This window comes from Thermococcus sp. JCM 11816, assembly GCF_055396515.1.
Window position 1 is genome coordinate 1,212,401 of the sequence record NZ_AP043741.1, and the last position, 19,021, is coordinate 1,231,421.

19 protein-coding genes and 1 tRNA gene are annotated in these 19,021 nt (G+C 51.7%); 11 read left to right on the top strand and 9 right to left on the bottom strand.

Going from position 1 to position 19,021, the window contains the following annotated elements:
* Positions 1-48: 48 nt before the first annotated feature.
* A complete protein-coding gene (locus ACZ5TN_RS06870; protein ID WP_464916325.1) occupies positions 49-1,503 on the top strand; it encodes a DUF2139 domain-containing protein in 1,455 nt (484 codons plus the stop codon).
* Between the two features lie 11 nt (positions 1,504-1,514).
* Here the strand turns inward: ACZ5TN_RS06870 and ACZ5TN_RS06875 are convergent, their stop codons facing one another.
* The 3 genes from ACZ5TN_RS06875 to tes form a co-directional block, all read right to left on the bottom strand.
* On the bottom strand, positions 1,515-3,824 hold the full coding sequence (locus ACZ5TN_RS06875; protein WP_464916326.1) for a methyl-accepting chemotaxis protein: 2,310 nt from the start codon (positions 3,822-3,824) through the stop codon (positions 1,515-1,517).
* 150 nt (positions 3,825-3,974) lie between these two features.
* Entirely contained in the window at positions 3,975-4,280 is a 306-nt protein-coding gene (locus ACZ5TN_RS06880; RefSeq protein WP_464917556.1) for a DUF3213 domain-containing protein, read from the bottom strand.
* Positions 4,281-4,290: 10 nt separating this feature from the next.
* Entirely contained in the window at positions 4,291-6,063 is a 1,773-nt protein-coding gene (tes, locus tag ACZ5TN_RS06885) for a tetraether lipid synthase Tes (protein ID WP_464916327.1), read from the bottom strand.
* A 160-nt stretch (positions 6,064-6,223) separates the two neighbouring features.
* Here tes and ACZ5TN_RS06890 point away from each other — a divergent pair, with 160 nt between their 5' ends.
* The 5 genes from ACZ5TN_RS06890 to ACZ5TN_RS06910 all read left to right on the top strand — a co-directional run bounded on the left by ACZ5TN_RS06890 (position 6,224) and on the right by ACZ5TN_RS06910 (position 11,849).
* On the top strand, positions 6,224-6,574 hold the full coding sequence (locus ACZ5TN_RS06890) for a hypothetical protein (protein ID WP_464916328.1): 351 nt from the start codon (positions 6,224-6,226) through the stop codon (positions 6,572-6,574).
* 5 nt (positions 6,575-6,579) lie between these two features.
* Positions 6,580-7,164, top strand: a complete 585-nt coding sequence (gene udg, locus ACZ5TN_RS06895) for a type-4 uracil-DNA glycosylase (protein WP_464917557.1) — start codon at positions 6,580-6,582, stop codon at positions 7,162-7,164.
* A 310-nt stretch (positions 7,165-7,474) separates the two neighbouring features.
* Positions 7,475-9,133: a Na+/H+ antiporter NhaC family protein gene (locus ACZ5TN_RS06900; RefSeq protein WP_464916329.1), complete on the top strand. Its 1,659-nt coding sequence runs from the start codon at positions 7,475-7,477 to the stop codon at positions 9,131-9,133.
* A 77-nt stretch (positions 9,134-9,210) separates the two neighbouring features.
* Positions 9,211-10,113, top strand: coding sequence for a pantoate kinase (locus ACZ5TN_RS06905; protein WP_464916330.1), 903 nt, complete (start codon positions 9,211-9,213; stop codon positions 10,111-10,113).
* Positions 10,114-10,169: 56 nt separating this feature from the next.
* Positions 10,170-11,849 (top strand): ATP-dependent DNA ligase, encoded by a 1,680-nt coding sequence (locus tag ACZ5TN_RS06910; protein WP_464917558.1) that lies wholly within the window; start codon positions 10,170-10,172, stop codon positions 11,847-11,849.
* Here ACZ5TN_RS06910 and ACZ5TN_RS06915 read toward each other — a convergent pair.
* Entirely contained in the window at positions 11,833-12,606 is a 774-nt protein-coding gene (locus ACZ5TN_RS06915; protein WP_464916331.1) for a PrsW family intramembrane metalloprotease, read from the bottom strand. The two genes, ACZ5TN_RS06910 and ACZ5TN_RS06915, sit on opposite strands and share 17 nt — an antisense overlap.
* A gap of 68 nt (positions 12,607-12,674) precedes the next feature.
* On the opposite strand from ACZ5TN_RS06915, the gene pyrE reads away from it, so the two are divergent.
* Positions 12,675-13,232, top strand: a complete 558-nt coding sequence (gene pyrE, locus ACZ5TN_RS06920; RefSeq protein WP_464916332.1) for an orotate phosphoribosyltransferase — start codon at positions 12,675-12,677, stop codon at positions 13,230-13,232.
* Here pyrE and ACZ5TN_RS06925 read toward each other — a convergent pair.
* Together ACZ5TN_RS06925 and ACZ5TN_RS06930 are read right to left on the bottom strand one after the other, a co-directional pair.
* The gene (locus tag ACZ5TN_RS06925; protein WP_464916333.1) at positions 13,191-14,021 is read right to left on the bottom strand and encodes a MinD/ParA family ATP-binding protein; all 831 of its coding nucleotides are present in this window, start codon (positions 14,019-14,021) and stop codon (positions 13,191-13,193) included. The genes pyrE and ACZ5TN_RS06925 overlap by 42 nt on opposite strands.
* A 41-nt stretch (positions 14,022-14,062) precedes the next feature.
* On the bottom strand, positions 14,063-14,290 hold the full coding sequence (locus ACZ5TN_RS06930) for a hypothetical protein (protein ID WP_011251086.1): 228 nt from the start codon (positions 14,288-14,290) through the stop codon (positions 14,063-14,065).
* 119 nt (positions 14,291-14,409) lie between these two features.
* Here ACZ5TN_RS06930 and rlmD point away from each other — a divergent pair, with 119 nt between their 5' ends.
* Positions 14,410-15,660, top strand: a complete 1,251-nt coding sequence (rlmD, locus tag ACZ5TN_RS06935; protein WP_464917559.1) for a 23S rRNA (uracil(1939)-C(5))-methyltransferase RlmD — start codon at positions 14,410-14,412, stop codon at positions 15,658-15,660.
* Between the two features lie 69 nt (positions 15,661-15,729).
* Positions 15,730-16,155: an HTH-type transcriptional regulator LrpA gene (gene lrpA / locus ACZ5TN_RS06940; RefSeq protein WP_062388662.1), complete on the top strand. Its 426-nt coding sequence runs from the start codon at positions 15,730-15,732 to the stop codon at positions 16,153-16,155.
* Between the two features lie 181 nt (positions 16,156-16,336).
* On the opposite strand, the gene ACZ5TN_RS06945 is transcribed toward lrpA, so the two are convergent.
* Positions 16,337-16,414, bottom strand: a tRNA-Tyr gene (locus tag ACZ5TN_RS06945).
* Between the two features lie 77 nt (positions 16,415-16,491).
* Between ACZ5TN_RS06945 and ACZ5TN_RS06950 the strand changes: the two genes are divergently transcribed.
* Complete coding sequence (locus tag ACZ5TN_RS06950; RefSeq protein WP_464916334.1) at positions 16,492-17,070, top strand: hypothetical protein; 579 nt, start codon at positions 16,492-16,494, stop codon at positions 17,068-17,070.
* The gene (locus ACZ5TN_RS06955) at positions 17,067-17,621 is read left to right on the top strand and encodes an aldolase (RefSeq protein WP_464916335.1); all 555 of its coding nucleotides are present in this window, start codon (positions 17,067-17,069) and stop codon (positions 17,619-17,621) included. The genes ACZ5TN_RS06950 and ACZ5TN_RS06955 overlap by 4 nt, the downstream gene beginning before the upstream one ends.
* Before the next feature lie 18 nt (positions 17,622-17,639).
* On the opposite strand, the gene ACZ5TN_RS06960 is transcribed toward ACZ5TN_RS06955, so the two are convergent.
* Together ACZ5TN_RS06960 and cobO are read right to left on the bottom strand one after the other, a co-directional pair.
* Positions 17,640-17,891: a UPF0147 family protein gene (locus ACZ5TN_RS06960; RefSeq protein WP_011251081.1), complete on the bottom strand. Its 252-nt coding sequence runs from the start codon at positions 17,889-17,891 to the stop codon at positions 17,640-17,642.
* A 104-nt stretch (positions 17,892-17,995) separates the two neighbouring features.
* On the bottom strand, positions 17,996-18,523 hold the full coding sequence (gene cobO, locus ACZ5TN_RS06965) for a cob(I)yrinic acid a,c-diamide adenosyltransferase (protein WP_464917560.1): 528 nt from the start codon (positions 18,521-18,523) through the stop codon (positions 17,996-17,998).
* Between the last annotated feature and the right edge of the window lie 498 nt (positions 18,524-19,021).

Here is a 19,021-nt window from a genome sequence, read left to right on the forward strand (position 1 = left end):
CTGGCGAAAAGGCAATAAGCTAAGGGACCTACTACCACGGGTGATACCATGCTCTTCAAGAACTACCGTTTTCCGGGTAGGTACGGCCCCGAGTGGGGGAGCGGCGGGATCTTCGGATTGAGGTACCACAATGGCGTCCTTTATTTCACCGTGGCCTTCGAAGCCGAGGCACACTTCATAGACATGAAGAGCGGTGAAGAAAAGACCTACGATTTTATCTTGGTCGGAGACGCCCCCACGAGCGGCGGGGACACTTACAACGCCGTTGAGACCGTTGACGAGTTCATCTACTTCGGCGGCTGGGTTCATGCTCCAGCGGTTTACCGCGAGGACAGAAGGATACTCTTCAACAACAAGTACTCCCACGTGCACGTCTATGACACCGAGGAAGGCTCGGTCAAACTCCTGTGGAAGGAGTCCATACATCACGAGACCGACTGGGCCGGCGAGGTGAGCGACATCATCTACGATCCCTATGGCGACAGGCTTCTCCTAGCGAGGGAGGACGGCCACACCAACCTCGGCGTCTACTCCCTCGACAGGAAGAGGGGAGAGGCCGAGCCCCTCATAACCGAACCGTCTCCGAAGGGAACGCGCGTCCACGACGTTGCATTCTTCGGAGTGGGCAACAACTTCACAGGCGGAGTCAGAGAGTTCAGAGCGATTGACCTCATAAGCGGGAAGTGGGAGACCTTTAAGCCAGGGGGTAGTGTGGACGGAAAGCCCTACGAGAGGCCCGAACTCGGGGCAATGGCTTCGGCCTACAACAGGGCCTTCGCCTTCGTCCGCGGTGGAATCTTCGCTGGCAACCCCTACATGGGCGAGGTATTCACCTTCTACCGCCTCCTCGACTTCCCGACGTTCTACGCTCCCTTCCGTGTGAACGCAATAAACGTCGGTGGAGGAATCCTCACGGCATTCAACTCCCATCACGATGCATCGTACAGGAAGGATTCAAGCGATGCTGGAATCGGATGGGACTTCACGAACACCCTCGTGGGGCCAAGCGTCCTCGTTTACATCGCTCCACCGATGGTGAAGATAGTTGGAGCCTTTGGAGCGAGGGTAACGAGCATCGAGAAAATGGACGGGAAGCTCCTTGTGGCAACTAACACAACACCAAACACCGGCGCTACCGAGGCGACGCCCTTCGACACCGGAAACAGGGATATAGTCGTTCTGGACGAGAAGATACTCCAGGAGAGGCCGCCGGCGGTGAGCTTTTCAGTCCCGCTCGACCTCCTAAGAAAAGCAGGTAAAAGAACCTTCGGGGGCATTCCTCTCGATGGTTACAAGAGTGCTAGGGCTATATTCTACGTGAAGAACGACATAAAGCTGAAGGTCTACGAGTACGACCTCTCACTTCCAGCTGGTACTGCGGAAGAAGAGATCGTTGACCTAAAGGCAGGGAGAAACGTGATCGACCTGAGGACATTCTCCGGAATCGTGGGCTTCGAGCTGGAAAAAGAGGTGAAGGGAAAAGTAAGGATAGAGCTCCTCTGAGCTCTCCCTTTTTACAGTTTGAACTTGCCGATGATGTCGCGCAGCTTCTCCACGATGGCCTTTAGATCTGTGGCGGCTCTCTGGAGTTCTTCTATTGCCGCAGTCTGTTCTTCGACGGCGGAGCTGACTTCTTCTGCCGAAGCAGTTGTCTCCTCAGCAGAGGCAGCGAGATTCTCCAAGGCTTTCAGAGCCTTATCAACCTCTTCCTGCGTCCTAAGAATCTGCTCCTTCACGTGACCCAACCTAGCACCAGTATCACTAATCAACTCGGCAATGTTCGTCAAGTACTCCGTGGTTTCTCTAAGAGTCTCCGACGACTCACTAACAACACTCACACCCCTCTGCGTGGCATTGACGGCATCCCTAATCTCCTCCGTCATCCTGTTGATAATCTCCTTAATGTTGTCAGCCGCCTTCTTGCTCTCCTCGGCCAGATTCCTGATCTCCTGTGCAACCACAGCAAAACCCCTACCAGCCTCTCCAGCCCTCGCCGCTTCAATGGCAGCATTCAAGGCTAAGAGGTTAGTCTGCTCTGCAATCCCAGTAATAACGTTCGTAATCTCCTCAATACTCCTGCTCATCTCATTAACCCTGTTGACTGCGGCCTCTATGTTACCCATCATCTCCTGAATGCTCTGAATCTGCTGTGCCGAAACCTCACCCTTCTGCCTGCCCTCCTCAGCAATGTGAACAACCTCGTTGACAGCACCCTCAAACTCCTCCATGGCCCTAACGCTCTCCTCACTCATATCAGCAACCAACCGCATGCCCTCAGTAATCTCATTAATGTTCTCCTGCTGCCTCTGCGCCTCAATACTAACCTGCTGGACCGCTTCATTCACCTGGTTGATAGCCTCAGTAACATCGTTGGCAATCTGAGCGAGGACGTTTGCTCTCTTGTCCAGCTCGTTCGTGACGTTCACGATTTCGCCGATTAGACCTTTGAGCCTGTGGGTCGTGTCCCTCAGATCTTCTAGGACCTCCCTGAGTTCACCCTTTGCCTCGACGCTGAGGCCGTTGCTTAGATCGCCCTCTGCAAGGCGCTCAAGTTTGCTCGCTATGGTATCCAGGGCCCCCACGAGGTCCTTTCCAACCGATTCAAAGGCCTTTATAAGCGCTCCAATCTCGTCGTCTTCGAGGTACTGTATCCCTCTGAGCTTCTCCCGAACCTCGCTCAGCCTTCCGTCCGCCAGGGCCTGGGCCACGTCACGGAGCTGTTCGAGGGGCTTTAGCGTGGTGTTCAAAGTCCTGTATGCGATTCCCAGGACTATCAGGCCGAAGACCGCCGCGAAAACAGATCCCAGTAAGGAGGTTTTTATGCCAGAGTTAACTTCCGAGTTTATCTCGCTGGCGACCTTTTCAGTATTCGCTTTTAGAGAGGAATCAATGGCGTTCATCATCGGGTCGGTTAGCTCGTTTATGGGAACCGTTGCCAGGACTATCCAGCCGGTCGTTTTCATCCTCTTGTAGCCGCCTATCTTGTCCACTCCTTTGAATGTGTACCTAATCCATCCGGTCTCCTTGTTCTTGTCCAGCTCACCGGCGAGGCTTGCCAGGTTCGGATCATCGTGGATGTTGAGCTTCTGAACGAGGCTCTCATCGGGGTGAACAATGATGGTGCCGTCTTTGTTCAAAATCGCTATGTAACCTGTCTGGCCTATCTTTATCTGCTTGGCCTGATCTATCAGAGTCGAGACGAAGACATCAACACCAATAACGCCAACGAACTCCCCGTTGATGTAAACAGGCTCAGAGAAAGTAACTATCCATTTGCCCGTTGATGCGTCTTTATAAGGCTCAGTCCACACTGGGCCGTTCTTGTCGACTGCTTCCTTATACCATGGCCTCACGCGGGGATCGTAGCCTTCTGGGAGAGGCTCGTCGGGCCACATGTACATCCCGCCGGTGGTGCTTCCGAAGTAAACGTAGGCCACGTTGGGATCGAGGTTTTTGACCATCTCAAAGCGCTTGAGAAGAAAAGCCTTGAACTGGGGATCGCTTTCGTCGTACTTCGAATACGCCTCCAGGACATCCTGAACGGCCACATCCCCCATCATGCGCATCTTGTCGAAGTAGTCGTCGAAGAGCCTCGCCCCCAGCTCGGCGGCACTTACAGTTATCGTGCCCGCCTCCTCTGTTATTGGTTCCTGGACGCTCTTCGCCATTTCCTTGGGCAGAACTTCGTTGAGCTGAACGTCGAGCGTTTTTTGGATGTTGTCCCTCATCTTGAGGGTCGCATAACCGACCGTAGCAGAACCAATAAGGAGTGTCACGAGAACAGCGGCTATCACGATGACGGCTATCTTCTTCCGGAATTGCAACGGAATCACCCCCCAATCTTGGAAGCTCTAGAAGTAGTCTATGACTTCATTTGTTAAATCCCTTTTGTGTAGGGGCTTATGTAGGTAATTACGATGGCAAAAAGGGAGAATCCACGAAACGAAAGAAAAACATAACTGATTCAAAAAAGATCAAGAATGGGAGAAAACGTTGTTCCAGCTCATGCTCTCCTCGATGAGCTCCTGAACCGTCAGAGTTTTCTCCCCGACGACTTCTGGCTTGAGCTCTTCAAGCTCCTTGAGGAGTTCCTCCCTCGGAAAGAGCTCCTCGTCAAAGATTACAAAGCCGTTCCTGGCGTAGCCGTTGAGGAATATTCTCCATACTCTCTCGTCCTTCTCAAGCTCGTACTGCTTTATCGTCGCCTTCTCCCAGTTGATGTCGCCGAACTTCAGATCAAGTCTGGTAAGCTTCTTGTTGAAGACCCTCTCTATCGTCATCTCCACCACCTCACTCCTTGTTCAGCCCGAAGTAGTCCTCGATGTCAATGTAGGTCTTCCTGTAGAGCTCGCTGTTCCTCATCTTCTCCACGAACTCCTTGCTCCTGAAATACTTGTCCTTCTTGTAGTCCCAGTCGGGGTGCAGGGCCTTCCACTCCTCCCAGGTGTAGCTGAACTGGGCCTGCACCTTGTCACGGTAAAGCTCTGGAATGACGTTGAAGGTACAGAAGGGAACAATCCTTCCGTCGGGCATCGCGTAGTGGATGACACAGCGCTCAACCCTCTCGACATCGTAGTTGTACTCGTCCATGAAGTGCATCATGCCGACGAAGAGAGCGTTCTCGTGGAACTTTCCGAGGGCATCATAGTTGCCGTGCATGAAGGCGTTCTTGATGAGGTCGAGGACTTTGACTCCCTTCGGGGCGTACTTGTCGTCGTAGAAGCTCCTGAACTTCATGAATATCTCCGCACCGAGCTTGAGCTTCTGGAGCTTTCCAAGCTTCTTCCACTGCTCGATTTCCTCGGCCTTGCTCTCAAGGAACTCAACGAAGCCCTCAACGTCGAGGAACCTCGGGATTGGAACGACGCGCTTGTTCTCCCTGTCAAGGAAGACGTAGGTAGCGGCACCGCAGGCGAAGTGGCTGGTCATGTAGTAGCGTGAGCCGGCAAATGCCTCAAAGAACCTCGCTATGTGGCCTGCTATCGGAATTGGATACCAGTCCTCCTTGGCTATAGCCCCATTGGTCTGCTCCTCGATCCTCTTGATGGCGCCCGGTATGGTTATCCTGAACCTCTGGCGCTCCTTCTTCGGAACCCTCCCGACCTGGGAGATCGGCTGGAAGTTGACTCCCCTGACAATATCGAGGTGGTTGAGGCCGAAGTTAATTATCGCACCGAGCTCGTGGTCGTTAACGTTTCTGATCGTGGTGGGCACGAGGACTATACCTGGACCACCCGCCTTCCTCACGTTCTCGAAGATGAGCGGGATCTCCCAGTGGTTCTTCCAGTTGGTCTGAGGGGTCATTCCGTCGTAGCTGAGGTAGAGGGTGTTGGTTCCGGCTTCCCTTATCTTCTTAACCAGCTCTGGGTCAAAGGCAAGCTTTATTCCGTCGGTGTTGAGCTGGACGTGATCGTAGCCCTCTTCCTTGGCTATCCTGATTATCTCAATGAGGTCATCCCTCAAAGTCGGCTCTCCTCCAGTGAACTGGACGGCGTTGGCGCCTATAGGATGCTCCTTCTTTGCATTGCGAAGCATCATTCTAATCTGCTCAAGGGTCGGCTCATAGATTGGCTGTCCCTCGCGGGCGTAGAAGAAGCAGTACCAGCAGCTCAGGTTGCAGCGGTTGGTGAGAACGATGTTGAGAAGGTTCGTATGGGAGCGGTGCCTCGGGCAGAGGCCGCAATCAAGGGGACAGTTGACACCGGTGTTCTGAACGTTGGCGCTGAAGAGCTCTTTCTCGTCCCACTTCCACCGTTTAAACCTGTAATACATCTCAACGTCCTCGTAATAGAGGTCGGTTATCATACCCTCGGGACACTTCTTGGTTATCCAAACCTTACCGTCCTTCTCCCAGACGACTGCAGGAACAACCCTCCTCGTCTCGGGACAGAGCGAGTACGTCCTGTGCGGGAGTTCAGCGCCATAGGCTCTGCTGGCATTATTGAGAAGCTCATAAAACTCCTCCTCGCTTATTTCAGGGAACTCAACAATATCCCTGATCCGCTTGGTAGATTCAGCAAACTCTTTTTCACCGCTGGGAACTTCGCCAATGCTTTCAGCCATAAGGCTTCACCCCTAATTCTGCCTCTGGCTTGAGGTTCAATTCACAGGTATAAAAACTTTTGCGTAAATATGAAGATTTTCCTTCATAGGTATGGGACAAAATTGAGAAGTCCCCAGGTTAACGTTAAAAGGGAAGCCGGGAAGTAGGGGCGGTGGTAGAATGCCAGCGCGTGACATGAGGATGGAGATGTTCGTTAGGGCAATAATGAGGAGGGACTTAAACAAAGCAAAGGGACACATGGAGAAGCTCATAAAGATAGCCGGAAGCGATGAGTGGGGCAGGGGGTACGCAAGGGCCGTCGAGGGCATAATGAACGCTGTAAAGGACAACGATACTGATTCTCTTATCGTTCAGCTGTTAACGACCAACGACAGGGAGAGGGCGGAGGAGCTTTTAAGCGTGTACTCCGAGATGGCAGCGCAGGAGTTCAGGGACGAGTACGAGAAGGGCTACTACACCGCTTGGGCCGAGTTTCTGAAGGCTTATCTGAACCAGAAAACGCTCGCGTGATGAAGATGGGAAAGGAAGAGCTCATGAAAAAGCTTGAGGAGAAGATCAGGAACTGCCAGAAGTGCCCACTTGGAACGCTCAGGACGAACGCAGTTCCAGGAGCTGGGAGCTACGATGCAAAAGTTATGTTCGTCGGTGAGGCACCAGGCTACTGGGAAGACCAGAAGGGTCTGCCCTTCGTCGGTCGAGCGGGAAAGCTCCTCGACGAGCTTCTTGCTGAGATTGGCCTGAGCAGGGACGAGGTGTACATCACCAACATCGTCAAGTGCCGCCCACCAGAAAACCGCGATCCTACCGAGGAGGAAATAAAGGCCTGTTCTCCCTACCTCGACAGACAGATAGACATAATCAGGCCGAAGGTCATAATCCCCCTAGGAAGGTACTCAATGAACTACCTCCTCAGGAAGTTCGGCTTTGAGCCGGAACCGATAAGCAGAATCCACGGAAAGACCTTCGAGGCGCATACCCTCTTCGGGAAGATCATAATAATGCCGATGTACCATCCAGCGGCGGCCCTCTACAAGCCGCCGCTAAGGGCGGAGCTGAGGAAGGACTTTAAGAAGCTGAAATCACTCCTCGAAAACATCTGAATTTTTCACAGATTTAAAAGTTCCAGCAAAACAAAGATCAATATTATCTTTTTCTTATACCCAAACCTTTTGAGCTCGTATTGAAAGTCAAGAGATGTTTTATGTAAAACTCAAAAAGATACTTGGGAAGACTTTTTATATCTTTGATGACTTAATATATACTTGAATATCTCGCTAAGTGCCTTAAAGACAAAGAATCGCCAAGTATATGGCAGAGAACTTCGAAAAATCCGACCAACACGGCAAAAAACATCGAAAAATTTATAAAAAGTCGAATTTCCTTTGGTTGAAAATATTTGGAGGTGAAAATGTGTCGGACTTTGGTGTGCTGTCTCTGCTACCACCCCTCGTTGCGATAGGCCTTGCCATATGGACAAAAAGAGTTGTCTTGGCGCTGTTTGCCGGTGCCTGGATTGGAGGCCTTATGGTTTCTGGCTGGAATCCCCTAACGGGGACAACTCAGACCCTCGAGTGGGTTGTCGGCAGTGTTACAGACGACTGGAACGCAAGGATACTGGTGTTTGACTTCCTCATCGGTGCGGGTGTCGGTTTGATATACAAATCTGGCGGAGTGCACGCACTCGCAAAAGTTCTCGGAAGCAGGATCAAAACAAGCCGGGGCGCTTCAGTCCTCGGGTGGCTCATGGGCGTTCTGGTGTTCTTCGATGACTACACAAACACCATAATCGTCGGCAACACCATGAGGCCGATAACCGACAGAACGAGGGTTTCTAGGGAGATGCTGGCCTACATAGATGATTCAACCGCGGCACCGGTTGCGGGCCTTGCGCTGATATCAACGTGGATTGGATACGAGCTGGCCATGATAGGCAAGGGATTTGACGGTGTCGGAATTACTTACAACTCCTACGATGCATGGCTCTCAAGCCTTCCGTTCAGGTTCTACTCAATCTTGGCCATAATACTGGTCTTCATCGTTGCCTACACCCACAGGCACTATGGTCCGATGCTCCATGCCGAGTACCGCGCAAGGACTACTGGGAAGGTTCTCCGCGACGGAGCCAAGCCACTTATGACCACTGAAACCGACCTTGGAGCCCCACAGCCAAATGGAAGTCCCTGGGACTTCGTGATACCCATCCTAACCCTCGTGGTAGTCTCACTCCTCGGCCTGTGGTACACAGGAGCGGCCAACCTCTACGCATATGACCAAGGGCTCGACTGGTGGACTGAGCTCGACAATCCCTTTGGGGTCCACTTCACGAACTACGGCTTCGTTGATGCATTCAGGGAGGCAGACGCCGCAACAGCCTTGCTATGGGGATCCTTCACCATGGTTCTCGTTGCGAGCATAATGCTCGTCGGCCGGAAGAAGATGACCATAGAGCAGTGGGAAGACACCGTCATCCGCGGTATGAAGCAGATGCTCTTCGCAAACACGATACTCGTACTTGCATGGACTCTCGGAACCGCGGCTGACTCCGTCGGAACCGGAAGCTATGTGATAAACCTCGCCACCAGCTCTGGCCAGGACCTCGGCCCGTGGATGCCGCTGATAATGTTCCTGGCGGCAATGTTCGTGGCGTTCACAACGGGAACGAGCTGGGGGACATTCTCAGTGATGGTTCCGCTGGGCGTCCAGCTGGCTCTCGCCTTTACTGGCGGCCACGTGAACGAAATAGTCTTTGCCACCATCGGGGCGACCTTTACCGGGGCAATCTTTGGAGACCACTGCTCACCGATAAGCGACACAACGATTATGAGCTCGATGTTCTCCGGCTCGGACCACATCGACCACGTTACAACCCAAATACCCTACGCTGTTACTGTGGCGAGCATAGGTGCAGCGCTCTACCTGCTCTTCGGCCTTGGAGTCAGGAGCTGGATAATACTCCTACCGCTTGGAATAGTGCTCCTCGTGGCTGCTTGGCACGTTCTCAGCGAGTGGTACGGCAAGAAGTACGGCATCCCGCACGGAAAGGTGCCCATCTACGTCGTTGAGGAGTGAACTTCAACCTCTTCTTTCCTTTTATATCCTGAAAGGCTTTTAAGAGCCTCTTCTGAACAATTCTGGGGTGAAAAAGCATGCTCATCAGGGCGTTTATTCCAGCCCACATAACGGCGTTCTTCGTGCCGGTGTTCCACAAAGAGCCGCTGGAGGCAGGTTCGCTCGGTGCTGGTGTGAACCTCTCGAAGGGCACCAACGTCTTCGCCAGCATCGAGACTGGGACGCTGGAGAGGCACATCCACGCCGCTTTCAACGGAGAACCCGTGAAAAGGGAAGAAGCGGAGATCACATACTACGTTGCGGAAAAGCTCGTACCCAAGGACTTCCTTGGAGAGGTTGAGGTATGGCAGTACTTCGACTTCCCCAACGGCTACGGCTTCGGAAACAGCGCCGGTGGTGCCCTTGGAACGGCTCTAGCTTTAAGCTACGCCTTTGGTGGGACGTGGCTTAAGGCTGCTCAGCTAGCCCATGAGGCAGAGGTAAAGCATAAGGGTGGCCTTGGAGATGTGATCGGACAGCTCGCTGGTGGAATTGAGGTGAGAATTAAACCAGGAGGCCCGGGAATCGGGGTTACTGACAACCTGTTCTTCGAGGACTACAAAGTCCTCGTTGTGCCCCTAGGCAGGCTGTCCACAAGGGAAGTGCTCGACGGGGACGTTGTAAAGGCCATCGAAGTCGAGGGCAGAAAGGCGCTTGAAGAACTCCTAAAGGAGCCGAAGCCAGAGAGAATGATGGTTCTGGCCAGAAACTTTGCAGAAAAGACAGGCCTTCTCTCGGGAGAACTCTCCGAGATAGCGAGAGAGCTTGATAAAGTCCTGAAGAACCCGAGCTCAATGATAATGCTCGGGAAGGGGCTTTTTGCACTCGTAAGAGACGAAGAAGCTGAAAAGGCAAAGCAGTTGCTGAGTGATATGAGCCTTCCCTACGACATAGCTGAAATATACACCGAGAGGCCGAAGGTCGGGCGCTGGGTCGGGTAGCCCGCTACCCTTTTATTTCCCTTGCCGTATTTTATCTGGTGGTGAGAATGAGAGATATGCGCTACTCTGAACTGGCCGATCTCTATAGACGGCTCGAAAAGACCACGCTCAAGACCCTGAAGACAAAGTTCGTTGCCGATTTTTTAAAAAAGACTCCAGACGAGCTCCTTGAGATAGTTCCATACCTAATCCTCGGAAAGGTCTTTCCCGATTGGGACGAGAGGGAGCTAGGCGTGGGAGAGAAGCTCCTAATAAAAGCTGTCTCTATGGCAACTGGTGTTCCAGATAAGGAGATAGAAGACTCCGTTAGGGACACTGGCGATCTGGGAGAAAGCGTTGCTTTGGCCATAAAGAAAAAGAAGCAGAAGAGCTTCTTCTCACAGCCGCTCACGATAAAGCGTGTTTACGACACCTTTGTGAAAATAGCCGAAGCCCAAGGCGAAGGAAGCCAGGACAGGAAGATGAAGTACCTCGCCAACCTCTTCATGGACGCTGAACCGGAGGAAGGCAAATACCTGGCGAGGACGGTTTTGGGGACGATGCGCACTGGGGTCGCTGAGGGAATTCTCAGGGATGCAATAGCCGAGGCATTCAGGGTGAAACCAGAGCTCGTTGAGAGGGCCTACATGCTGACGAGCGACTTCGGATACGTTGCCAAGATAGCCAAGCTCGAGGGCAACGAGGGGCTCTCAAAGGTCAGGATACAGATAGGCAAGCCGATAAGACCGATGCTCGCCCAGAACGCGGCGAGCGTTAAAGATGCCCTCATCGAGATGGGTGGGGAAGCGGCCTTCGAGATAAAGTACGATGGCGCGAGAGTACAGGTGCACAAGGACGGGGACAAAGTCATCGTGTATTCCAGAAGGCTTGAGAACGTCACGAGATCAATCCCAGAAGTCATTGAGGCCATAAAAGCGGCCCTGAAGCCAGAGAAAGCCATAGTCGAGGGAGAACTTGTCGCAGTTGGAGAAAATGGACGGCCAAGGCCCTTCCAATACGTGCTTAGGCGCTTCAGGAGGAAGTACAACATCGACGAGATGATAGAGAAGATACCGCTCGAACTGAATCTCTTCGACGTCATGTTCGTTGACGGCGAGAGCCTGATAGAGACTAAGTTCATCGACAGGAGGAATAAGCTTGAAGAAATAGTGAAGGAGAGCGAGAAGATAAAGCTCGCCGAACAGCTTATAACAAAGAAAGTTGAGGAAGCGGAGGCCTTCTACAGGAGAGCACTTGAGCTCGGCCATGAGGGGCTTATGGCAAAGAGGCTTGATTCCATCTACGAACCAGGGAACAGAGGCAAGAAGTGGCTCAAGATTAAGCCCACGATGGAGAACCTCGATCTCGTCATCATCGGTGCAGAGTGGGGAGAGGGAAGGAGGGCCCATCTGCTTGGTTCGTTCCTCGTTGCTGCCTACGACCCGCACAGCGGCGAGTTCCTGCCTGTGGGTAAAGTCGGGAGCGGCTTCACAGACGAGGACTTGGTCGAGTTCACGAAGATGCTCAAGCCATACATAGTACGCCAGGAAGGCAAGTTCGTCGAGATAGAGCCGAAGTTCGTCATTGAGGTCACCTACCAGGAGATACAGAAGAGCCCGAAGTACAAGAGCGGCTTCGCCCTGAGATTCCCACGCTACGTCGCCCTTAGGGAAGACAAAAGCCCAGAAGAGGCCGACACAATTGAAAGGGTGGCGGAGCTCTACGAGCTCCAGGAGAGGTTCAAGGCGAAGAAGTGAACTCCCCTCCCTCATCCTCGGCGAGTGAGATTCCTTTTCCCTCCCAGAACTCCCGAGCTTTCCTTTTTCTTTCCTCCAGAGCTTCCCTAGCTTTTCTGTGAGCCAATTCAAAGGCTTCGTCCACACGATAGTAGGTGTACACGATCGCGACGATTCCCAGAATGGAAGCCAGCGGAGAAAGGTCCGAAGCTGCCAATGTTACAAAAACAGGAGCGTCGTAGAGGGTGTGAAGCAATGCCGCCTTCAGGTAGCCCGAAAGGAGAGAGCCCCTTAGAGCCATTTCGAGGGCGATCGCCGTGAAGGAGACGTGATACATGACCACGACAACTCTGAGGAGAGCACCCAGGATGTTGCCGGAGAAGAAAAGAGTCACTCCATAAAGAACGGCCTCTATAACCGCGAATATCAAAGCAACTTTGACTGTCAGCCTCCAGCGGTAGAGCTCATCTCCACCACGGAGATATGGAAAGAGCTTCACTCCTTCCTCTACAAAACCGGCTACGAGCGGCAGGAACAGAAGGCCCGCATCAGAAAAAATGAAATACAACGCAAGGAGTTCAAGAACGACAGCCAACATAAAAGCCAGAAATCCATACTTCAGGGCTTTCCCTGTTTCCACTATAGGAGTTATCCTGTCCAGGGTAGAGAGCCAGTTATCAACCTTTCCGTACAGCTTTATTCCCACCAACAGGGCGGATATCAAGTAAAGTATCAGCATGATTACACTGACCATAATATCACCGTTAACACTTTCCATGATTACATTAAAAGCTTTTCCCGGCAGTTTTTTATACTTAAACCCAAAGGTGAATCATGGGGATTACCATGAGTGACTCAAAAGATGAACTCATCAGGATGTTTTTTGACGAGGAAGCGATACTCTTCGGCCACTTTATACTGACGTCGGGGAAGGAGAGCGACTACTACATAAACGTCAAGAAGCTCAGCACCAATCCCCTGGCGCTTAAGCTCATAGCAAAGCTCATGGCAGAGGAAGCACAGAAAAGAGGGATAACCTTTGACAGGGTTGCTGGGCCGGAACTCGGAGCCGTCCCGATAGCCACTGCCCTTGCTCTGGAGACTGAAAAGCCACTCATCATCGTCAGGAAAAAGCCAAAGGGACACGGAACCGGAAGCCAACTTGAGGGTGAGGTTAAAGCAGGTGATAAAGTTCTCCTTGTCGAGGACGTCACTACGACGGGTGGAAGCGTCTTGAAGGCTGCGGAAGTTCTCGAAAGGGAAGGTGCAGAAATAGCGGCCGTAATGGTTGTCGTTGACAGAGAAGAAGGAGCCGAGGAGGCCATAGGTGCAAAATATAAGTTTATACCACTGGTCAGGGTCTCAGAGCTTTTTGCCAGAAGGAAAGAGCCTCAGAAAGAGTGAACGGAGTGTATCAAGAAAGCTATCGAGCAAACTTCTTTTCATTTCTACACCAAAGATCCACTCCCTAAGGACATCGCCGGCCATCCTGATGTCCCGGGCTGCATGGGAGTGCGGGACGTTCACAACAACAGGAATACCCCTGTTTTGACTCGCTGGAACAGCTGGGTCAAAGGACACTATACCCACAACGGGAACGCCAACGCTCTCCTCAAGGTACTCAACGATGTCATCAACTATTGGCTTTTCCTCGCGGACCTTGTTCAGTATGACTCCAACTTTGAGACCGTAGGCTTCTCCAAGTGCCTTAAGCTTGTCCACCTCGTTCTCCACCATCTTCTTAAAAGAGTAAACTGGAGACCTGCCAAGCTCCACAATGATGAGCTGGTACTGGGCGAGCCTGAAGGTAGAGATGGTATCAAAGGGAATTCCAACGGGGGAGTCTATGAACGTCACATCGTAATTCTCTGCCGCTTCACGCACAATATCTCTGAGCCGCTTTTCGTCCATTGTGAGGATATCAAACAGCTTTGAACTGCCAGGAAGAACATCAACACCTGTCTTGACGTCGTGGTAGATAGCGTCCTTGAGTCTAGCATCAGGAGTAGATAGAAGAGTATGGAGGTTTGTGACGGGGTTGTAGATACCAAAATGAAAGGCCAGCTTTGGGAGGTATAGGTCGCCGTCAATGACGAGCGTTTTATAGCCGTTCAAAGAAAAATAAGTTGAGAGGTTCGCGCTCATCGTTGTTTTTCCTGCCCCACCCCTTCCAGTGACCACAACGGCAACCATGTTAATCAGCTCTCCTCTTCTCGTTTGCTTATTGTGACCAGTTACACTTCAGAGCCGAAGTAGTCCTCAAGTGTTTTGGCCCGAACCATAATGGAGGCTTTATCAACGCCGTAGAAGACCTCAACGAGGCCCTCAGACTCAAGCTCCTTGACGGTCTTAAGCAGCGCTGGGGCAGGGGTTTCAAGCTCTGCGCTCAGCTTTTGGAGGGCAACTGCCCTCTTCTTAGTGCTCAAAACCTTATAGACCATATCCTTGCGGCGGCCGAACATGAACCCGGCACCAATAATACTACGTTGGAGACCTAAATAAACCTTCTGTGAACACTTTTGTCGAATCGTCAGCTCGGCAGATTTATAAAACGGTGCTCAAAATTGTGGCCATGAGCGTGATAAGGGGAACAATAGAAAGGCTCAGCGACGAGGGGCTTGGGACAATCAGGGCTAGTAGAAGGGAGATCCTCGTCCCGTACACTGCTCCGGGCGATGTAGTGGAAGTTGCGCGCTGGAGGAGGAAAAAGAAAAAGCTGATAGCGACGGATTTTAAGGTTATAGAAGAGTCCCCGATCAGGACTGAACCAAAATGCCCGTACTTTGGCGTATGTGGCGGCTGTCTTCTTCAGCATCTCCCCTACGAGAAGCAAATAGAGTTCAAGAGTGAGAAGCTCTCCAGGTATATCGGGACGGACGTTGATGTTATGCCCTCTCCCTTAATCTATGGCCACAGAAACAGGATAGACGTCGTTATAAGCACAGGGGGAATAGGGTTCAGGAGATACGGAACATGGTGGGATGCCGTTGACATTGAGGAATGCCCCGTTTTTGGAAAGACGAGCCGAAAGGTTCTGAAGTCCCTACGGGAATTCATAGAAGACGAAAAGCCGACTTTGTACGAGATAAGGAAGAACGAGGGCTTTCTGAGATACATCGTCATGAGAGAGGGCAAGTTCACGGGCGAACTCATGGTGAACCTCGTAACTTCGGAGGGCAAACTCCCAGAGAGCTTTCCAGAATACTTCCCGTACGCAACTTCCCTCTACTGGAGCGTGAACAGAACGGAGAGCGACGTCTCTTACGGAGATGTAGAGAGGTACTGGGGTGAGCCCTTCATAAGGGAGAAGATCGACGACGTCACTTATCTAATCCACCCAAACAGCTTCTTCCAGACGAACAGCTACCAGGCCGTTAACCTCGTCCGAAAAGTGGCCGAGCTGGTGGAAGGTGAGAAGGTTCTCGACCTCTACTCCGGCGTTGGGACGTTCGGAATCTATCTTGCGAAGAGGGGTTTCAAAGTTGAGGGCATCGAGATAAACCCGTTCGCGGTTGAGATGGCAAAGAAAAACGCCCAGATTAACGGAGTTGATGCAGAATTCCGCGTTGGTGAGGACAAAGACGTTAACAGCCTCTCCGAATATGACACAGTGGTAGTTGATCCTCCCAGGGCTGGCCTCCACCCCAAGCTCGTCAGGAAAATCTTAAAAGACAGGCCTGAGACCCTCGTTTACGTGTCCTGCAATCCAAAGACTCTCTCCCAAAACCTCAAAGAGCTCTCGGAAAGCTACAAGATTGAAGAGGCCGTTGGCCTCGACATGTTTCCGCACACGCCCCACGTTGAGGCAGTCCTCAAACTCAGAAAAGTTTGAATAATAAACCAAAAAATCCGATACCTTAATAAAGGATTAGTGCGTATTTGAAACTTAGGTGGTGAGATTATGTTAGACGAGAGGGACAAGATTATACTTGAGATGCTCACCAAGGATGCCCGAACACCATTCACCGAGATAGCCAAGGTACTTGGGATAAGCGAAACGGCCGTGAGAAAGAGGGTCAAGGCCCTAGAAGAAGCCGGGGTAATAAAGCAGTACACGATCGTCGTTGACCCAGCGAAGCTTGGCTACAACCTGGTCAGCATTACTGGAGTAGACACGAAGCCGGAGAAGATATTCGAGGTGGCCAACAAGCTCAAGGAGTTCGACTTCGTCAAGCATGTCTACCTGACCAGCGGCGACCACATGATAATGGCCGAGGTATGGGCCAGGGACGGAGAGCACCTTTCTGAGATAATCTCAGAGAAGATAGGAAGAATTGACGGCGTTACGAAGGTCTGCCCGGCGATCATCCTCGAGAAGATGAAGTGAGAACCTTTCTTTTCTCTTTTCTCGTTCTACAGCATTAATTTCACCAATTCCGCTTATGATTAAGTGTTTTATACTCCGCAGTGCAGGTTAATCATCCTGCTAAAAGCACACAGAACCAAACAGCTTGGGAGACTTCTTAAAAACGGAATTGGCAACGTTGAGAACCATAGAAGAATTCTGGTGGTCCCGCGGCCCGGATTTGAACCGGGGACCTGCGGATCTACAGTCCGCCGCCACTCCCAGGCTAGGCTACCGCGGGACCCTACTGGGCAACCCGTTCCATAATCGCTGGAGTAGGTTTATAAATTTTTCTCTCATTTTCAGCTCGGTGAGAACATGAGGGCCTACGACCCAGTAACGGTTGCCATTCCTCTCGCTTACAGGTTTGAAAAGATAATGCTGGAGAAGAAGTCCCTCCCGAGCGGCGACGAAGTGAAGACAATCTTGAAAGAGCTTGGACTTGAGGAGCTCTACTCCGGGAAGGGACTCGCACTCCTGAGAAACCAGGACGTTGTTGTTTTGGTATTCCCCCGTGAGAGCCTTGTGATTGATGTAATACCCGCGACCGGAGAGGTCAGCGACGCTCTTGAGGTCATTGCCTACCACGACAGAAAGCTCAACGCCCTCATTCTCGAAGTTCTCCCCGCGAACGACATAGAGTACGAGGGGAACATTGGAGTCGAGCCTGCAATAATCAGCCTCGAGAGTGGGGAGCTTGAGAGTGCCCCCGTCTTCGGAGACCTCAGAGAAGAGGAAGATGGGATTTACCTCGTAATCGACAAGGACACCCTCCAGAGGTGGAAAGAGAGTGGAAAGCTCGACGTTTGTCCGATCTGCGGTGGCGAACTATCATGGAGAGGGAAGAAGGCCATCTGCCTGGACTGCGGCTACGGAGTGAAGGTGGTGGAAGAATGAGAACTGCAAAAGCCCAGCTTGTGAAGTACTCCAGAAAAGCCCACGAGAGGGGCCTGACTGCGGCATTCGGTGGAAACTTGAGCATAAGAGTTGGGGATCTGGTCTTCATCAAGGCCACCGGCTCCGTGATGGACGAGATGACTCCGGAGCAGGTTGCCGTAGTTGCCCTCGACGGAAGACAGATAAGCGGCGTTAAACCCTCTTCAGAATACCGCCTGCACCTTGCAGTCTACCGGGAAAGACCCGACGTTAAGGCCATCGCCCACCTGCACCCGCCGTACTCGATAGTTGCCTCCGCACTGCTCACTGGAGAGCTCCCAATACTCACTCCAGAGGCCGAGATATACCTCGGTAAGATTCCGATAGCACCTTTCAGACCGGCCGGAACCGAAGAACTGGCAGAAGTCGTGGCTGAAAAAATCAGGGAAGCGGACGCGGTTCTCATGGAGAGGCACGGAATTGTGACCGTTGGAAGAAGCCTTAGAGAGGCGTTCTACAGGGCTGAACTCGTGGAAGAAAGCGCAAAACTATGGTATCTGAGCAGGAAATGAGCGGAAAAAATCAAAGGCTCACTTGACCTGCTCAAGGGCACCGAGAACTTCCCAGATTATGGTCCTCGTGTGCATCGGCATGTTCGGGTCTTCGCTGATTTCTTCAAGGATGGCTATGGCGTCCGCCGCCCTAACGGCCGGATCGCGGCTCTCATCGAGGAGAACCTCAATGGCCTGCTCGGCGGCCCTCCTAATGTTCCTCGGGACGACGGTGTCCTGAACGACCTGCTCCTTGAGAACCTGCACAATCTGCTGGATAAGCTCGCTCATCTCTCCTCACCCCCTTCGCTTCTTTAATAAAAAATTGTAACTAAAACTCCCTCGGCTTATCTTAAGCTTTACTAACTAAAAAGCTTTTCGGTCAATTGTCGAAATCAATATTCAACACCGCGCCTCGCTAGGATCCCCCTCTGGTACGGGTGCTTAACTTCCCTCATCTCGGTCACGTAGTCGGCCAGCTCGAAAAGCTCCTCCGGGCAGTATCTCCCAGTGAGAACGAGTTCGGTGTTTTCAGCTTTGTTCTTTATCACTTCCTTAACTTCCTCAACACCGAGCATTCCAAAGCCGAGGGCGACGCATACCTCATCGAGAATAACGAGATCCCACTCACCGCTTGAAGCCAGCTCTTTTGCTCTTTCCAGTGCCTTCTTTGCCGCTTTTATGTCCTCCTCGCTCGGCTTTCCGTGGACAAAGCCGGGCAAACCAAAGGACTCAATGAGGGCACCGCATTCCTCTATCTTCTTCTGCTCTCCATAGACCTTGGGAGCTTTCATGAACTGGATTATGGCAACCTTTCCACCTGAACCGAGCATCCTCACAGCGAGTCCAAACGCGGCAGTAGTCTTTCCCTTTCCGTTGCCAGTGTAGATGTGAATCAAACCAAGTCTGTCCTTCCAGCTCATTGTTTTCACCGTTGGACATAATCTCCAGCTCCTTTTATATGTTTGCCAAGAAACTTTGCTGGGCAAAGTTTCATCAAAGTTTGTAGCTCTTCTTTGAGGTGGCTCTTTTTATTCAGGATTTTACACTGCGACTGTGCTTATTTTTAGTGAGAACATGTTTAGGAGGGCTTCTTAGAATGGTGTTTTCTTTTCTTTGACGCCCTTTGGGCGTCGATTTAGAGTTAAACACGAGTTGACAGGGTGGGTTAAGGGTTCTCACTTTCAAAAAGCCATTTGAATTGGAAAATCACGGTGAATTGGCATTCCAAAAAAGAGCTACGAACCTTGATCAAACTTCGCCAGCAAGCTTTTAGGAAAAGCTTGACCAAAAATGTTCCCTTCCCCCTTGAACTTGTTGTTGGGAAGTGTATGCTTCCACCAGGAAGCAAGTTCACGCGGGTTTAATTCCAAAATCTTCCCGCTAATTGTGATTTTGACTTTCTTTTTAGTGCCCTTCGG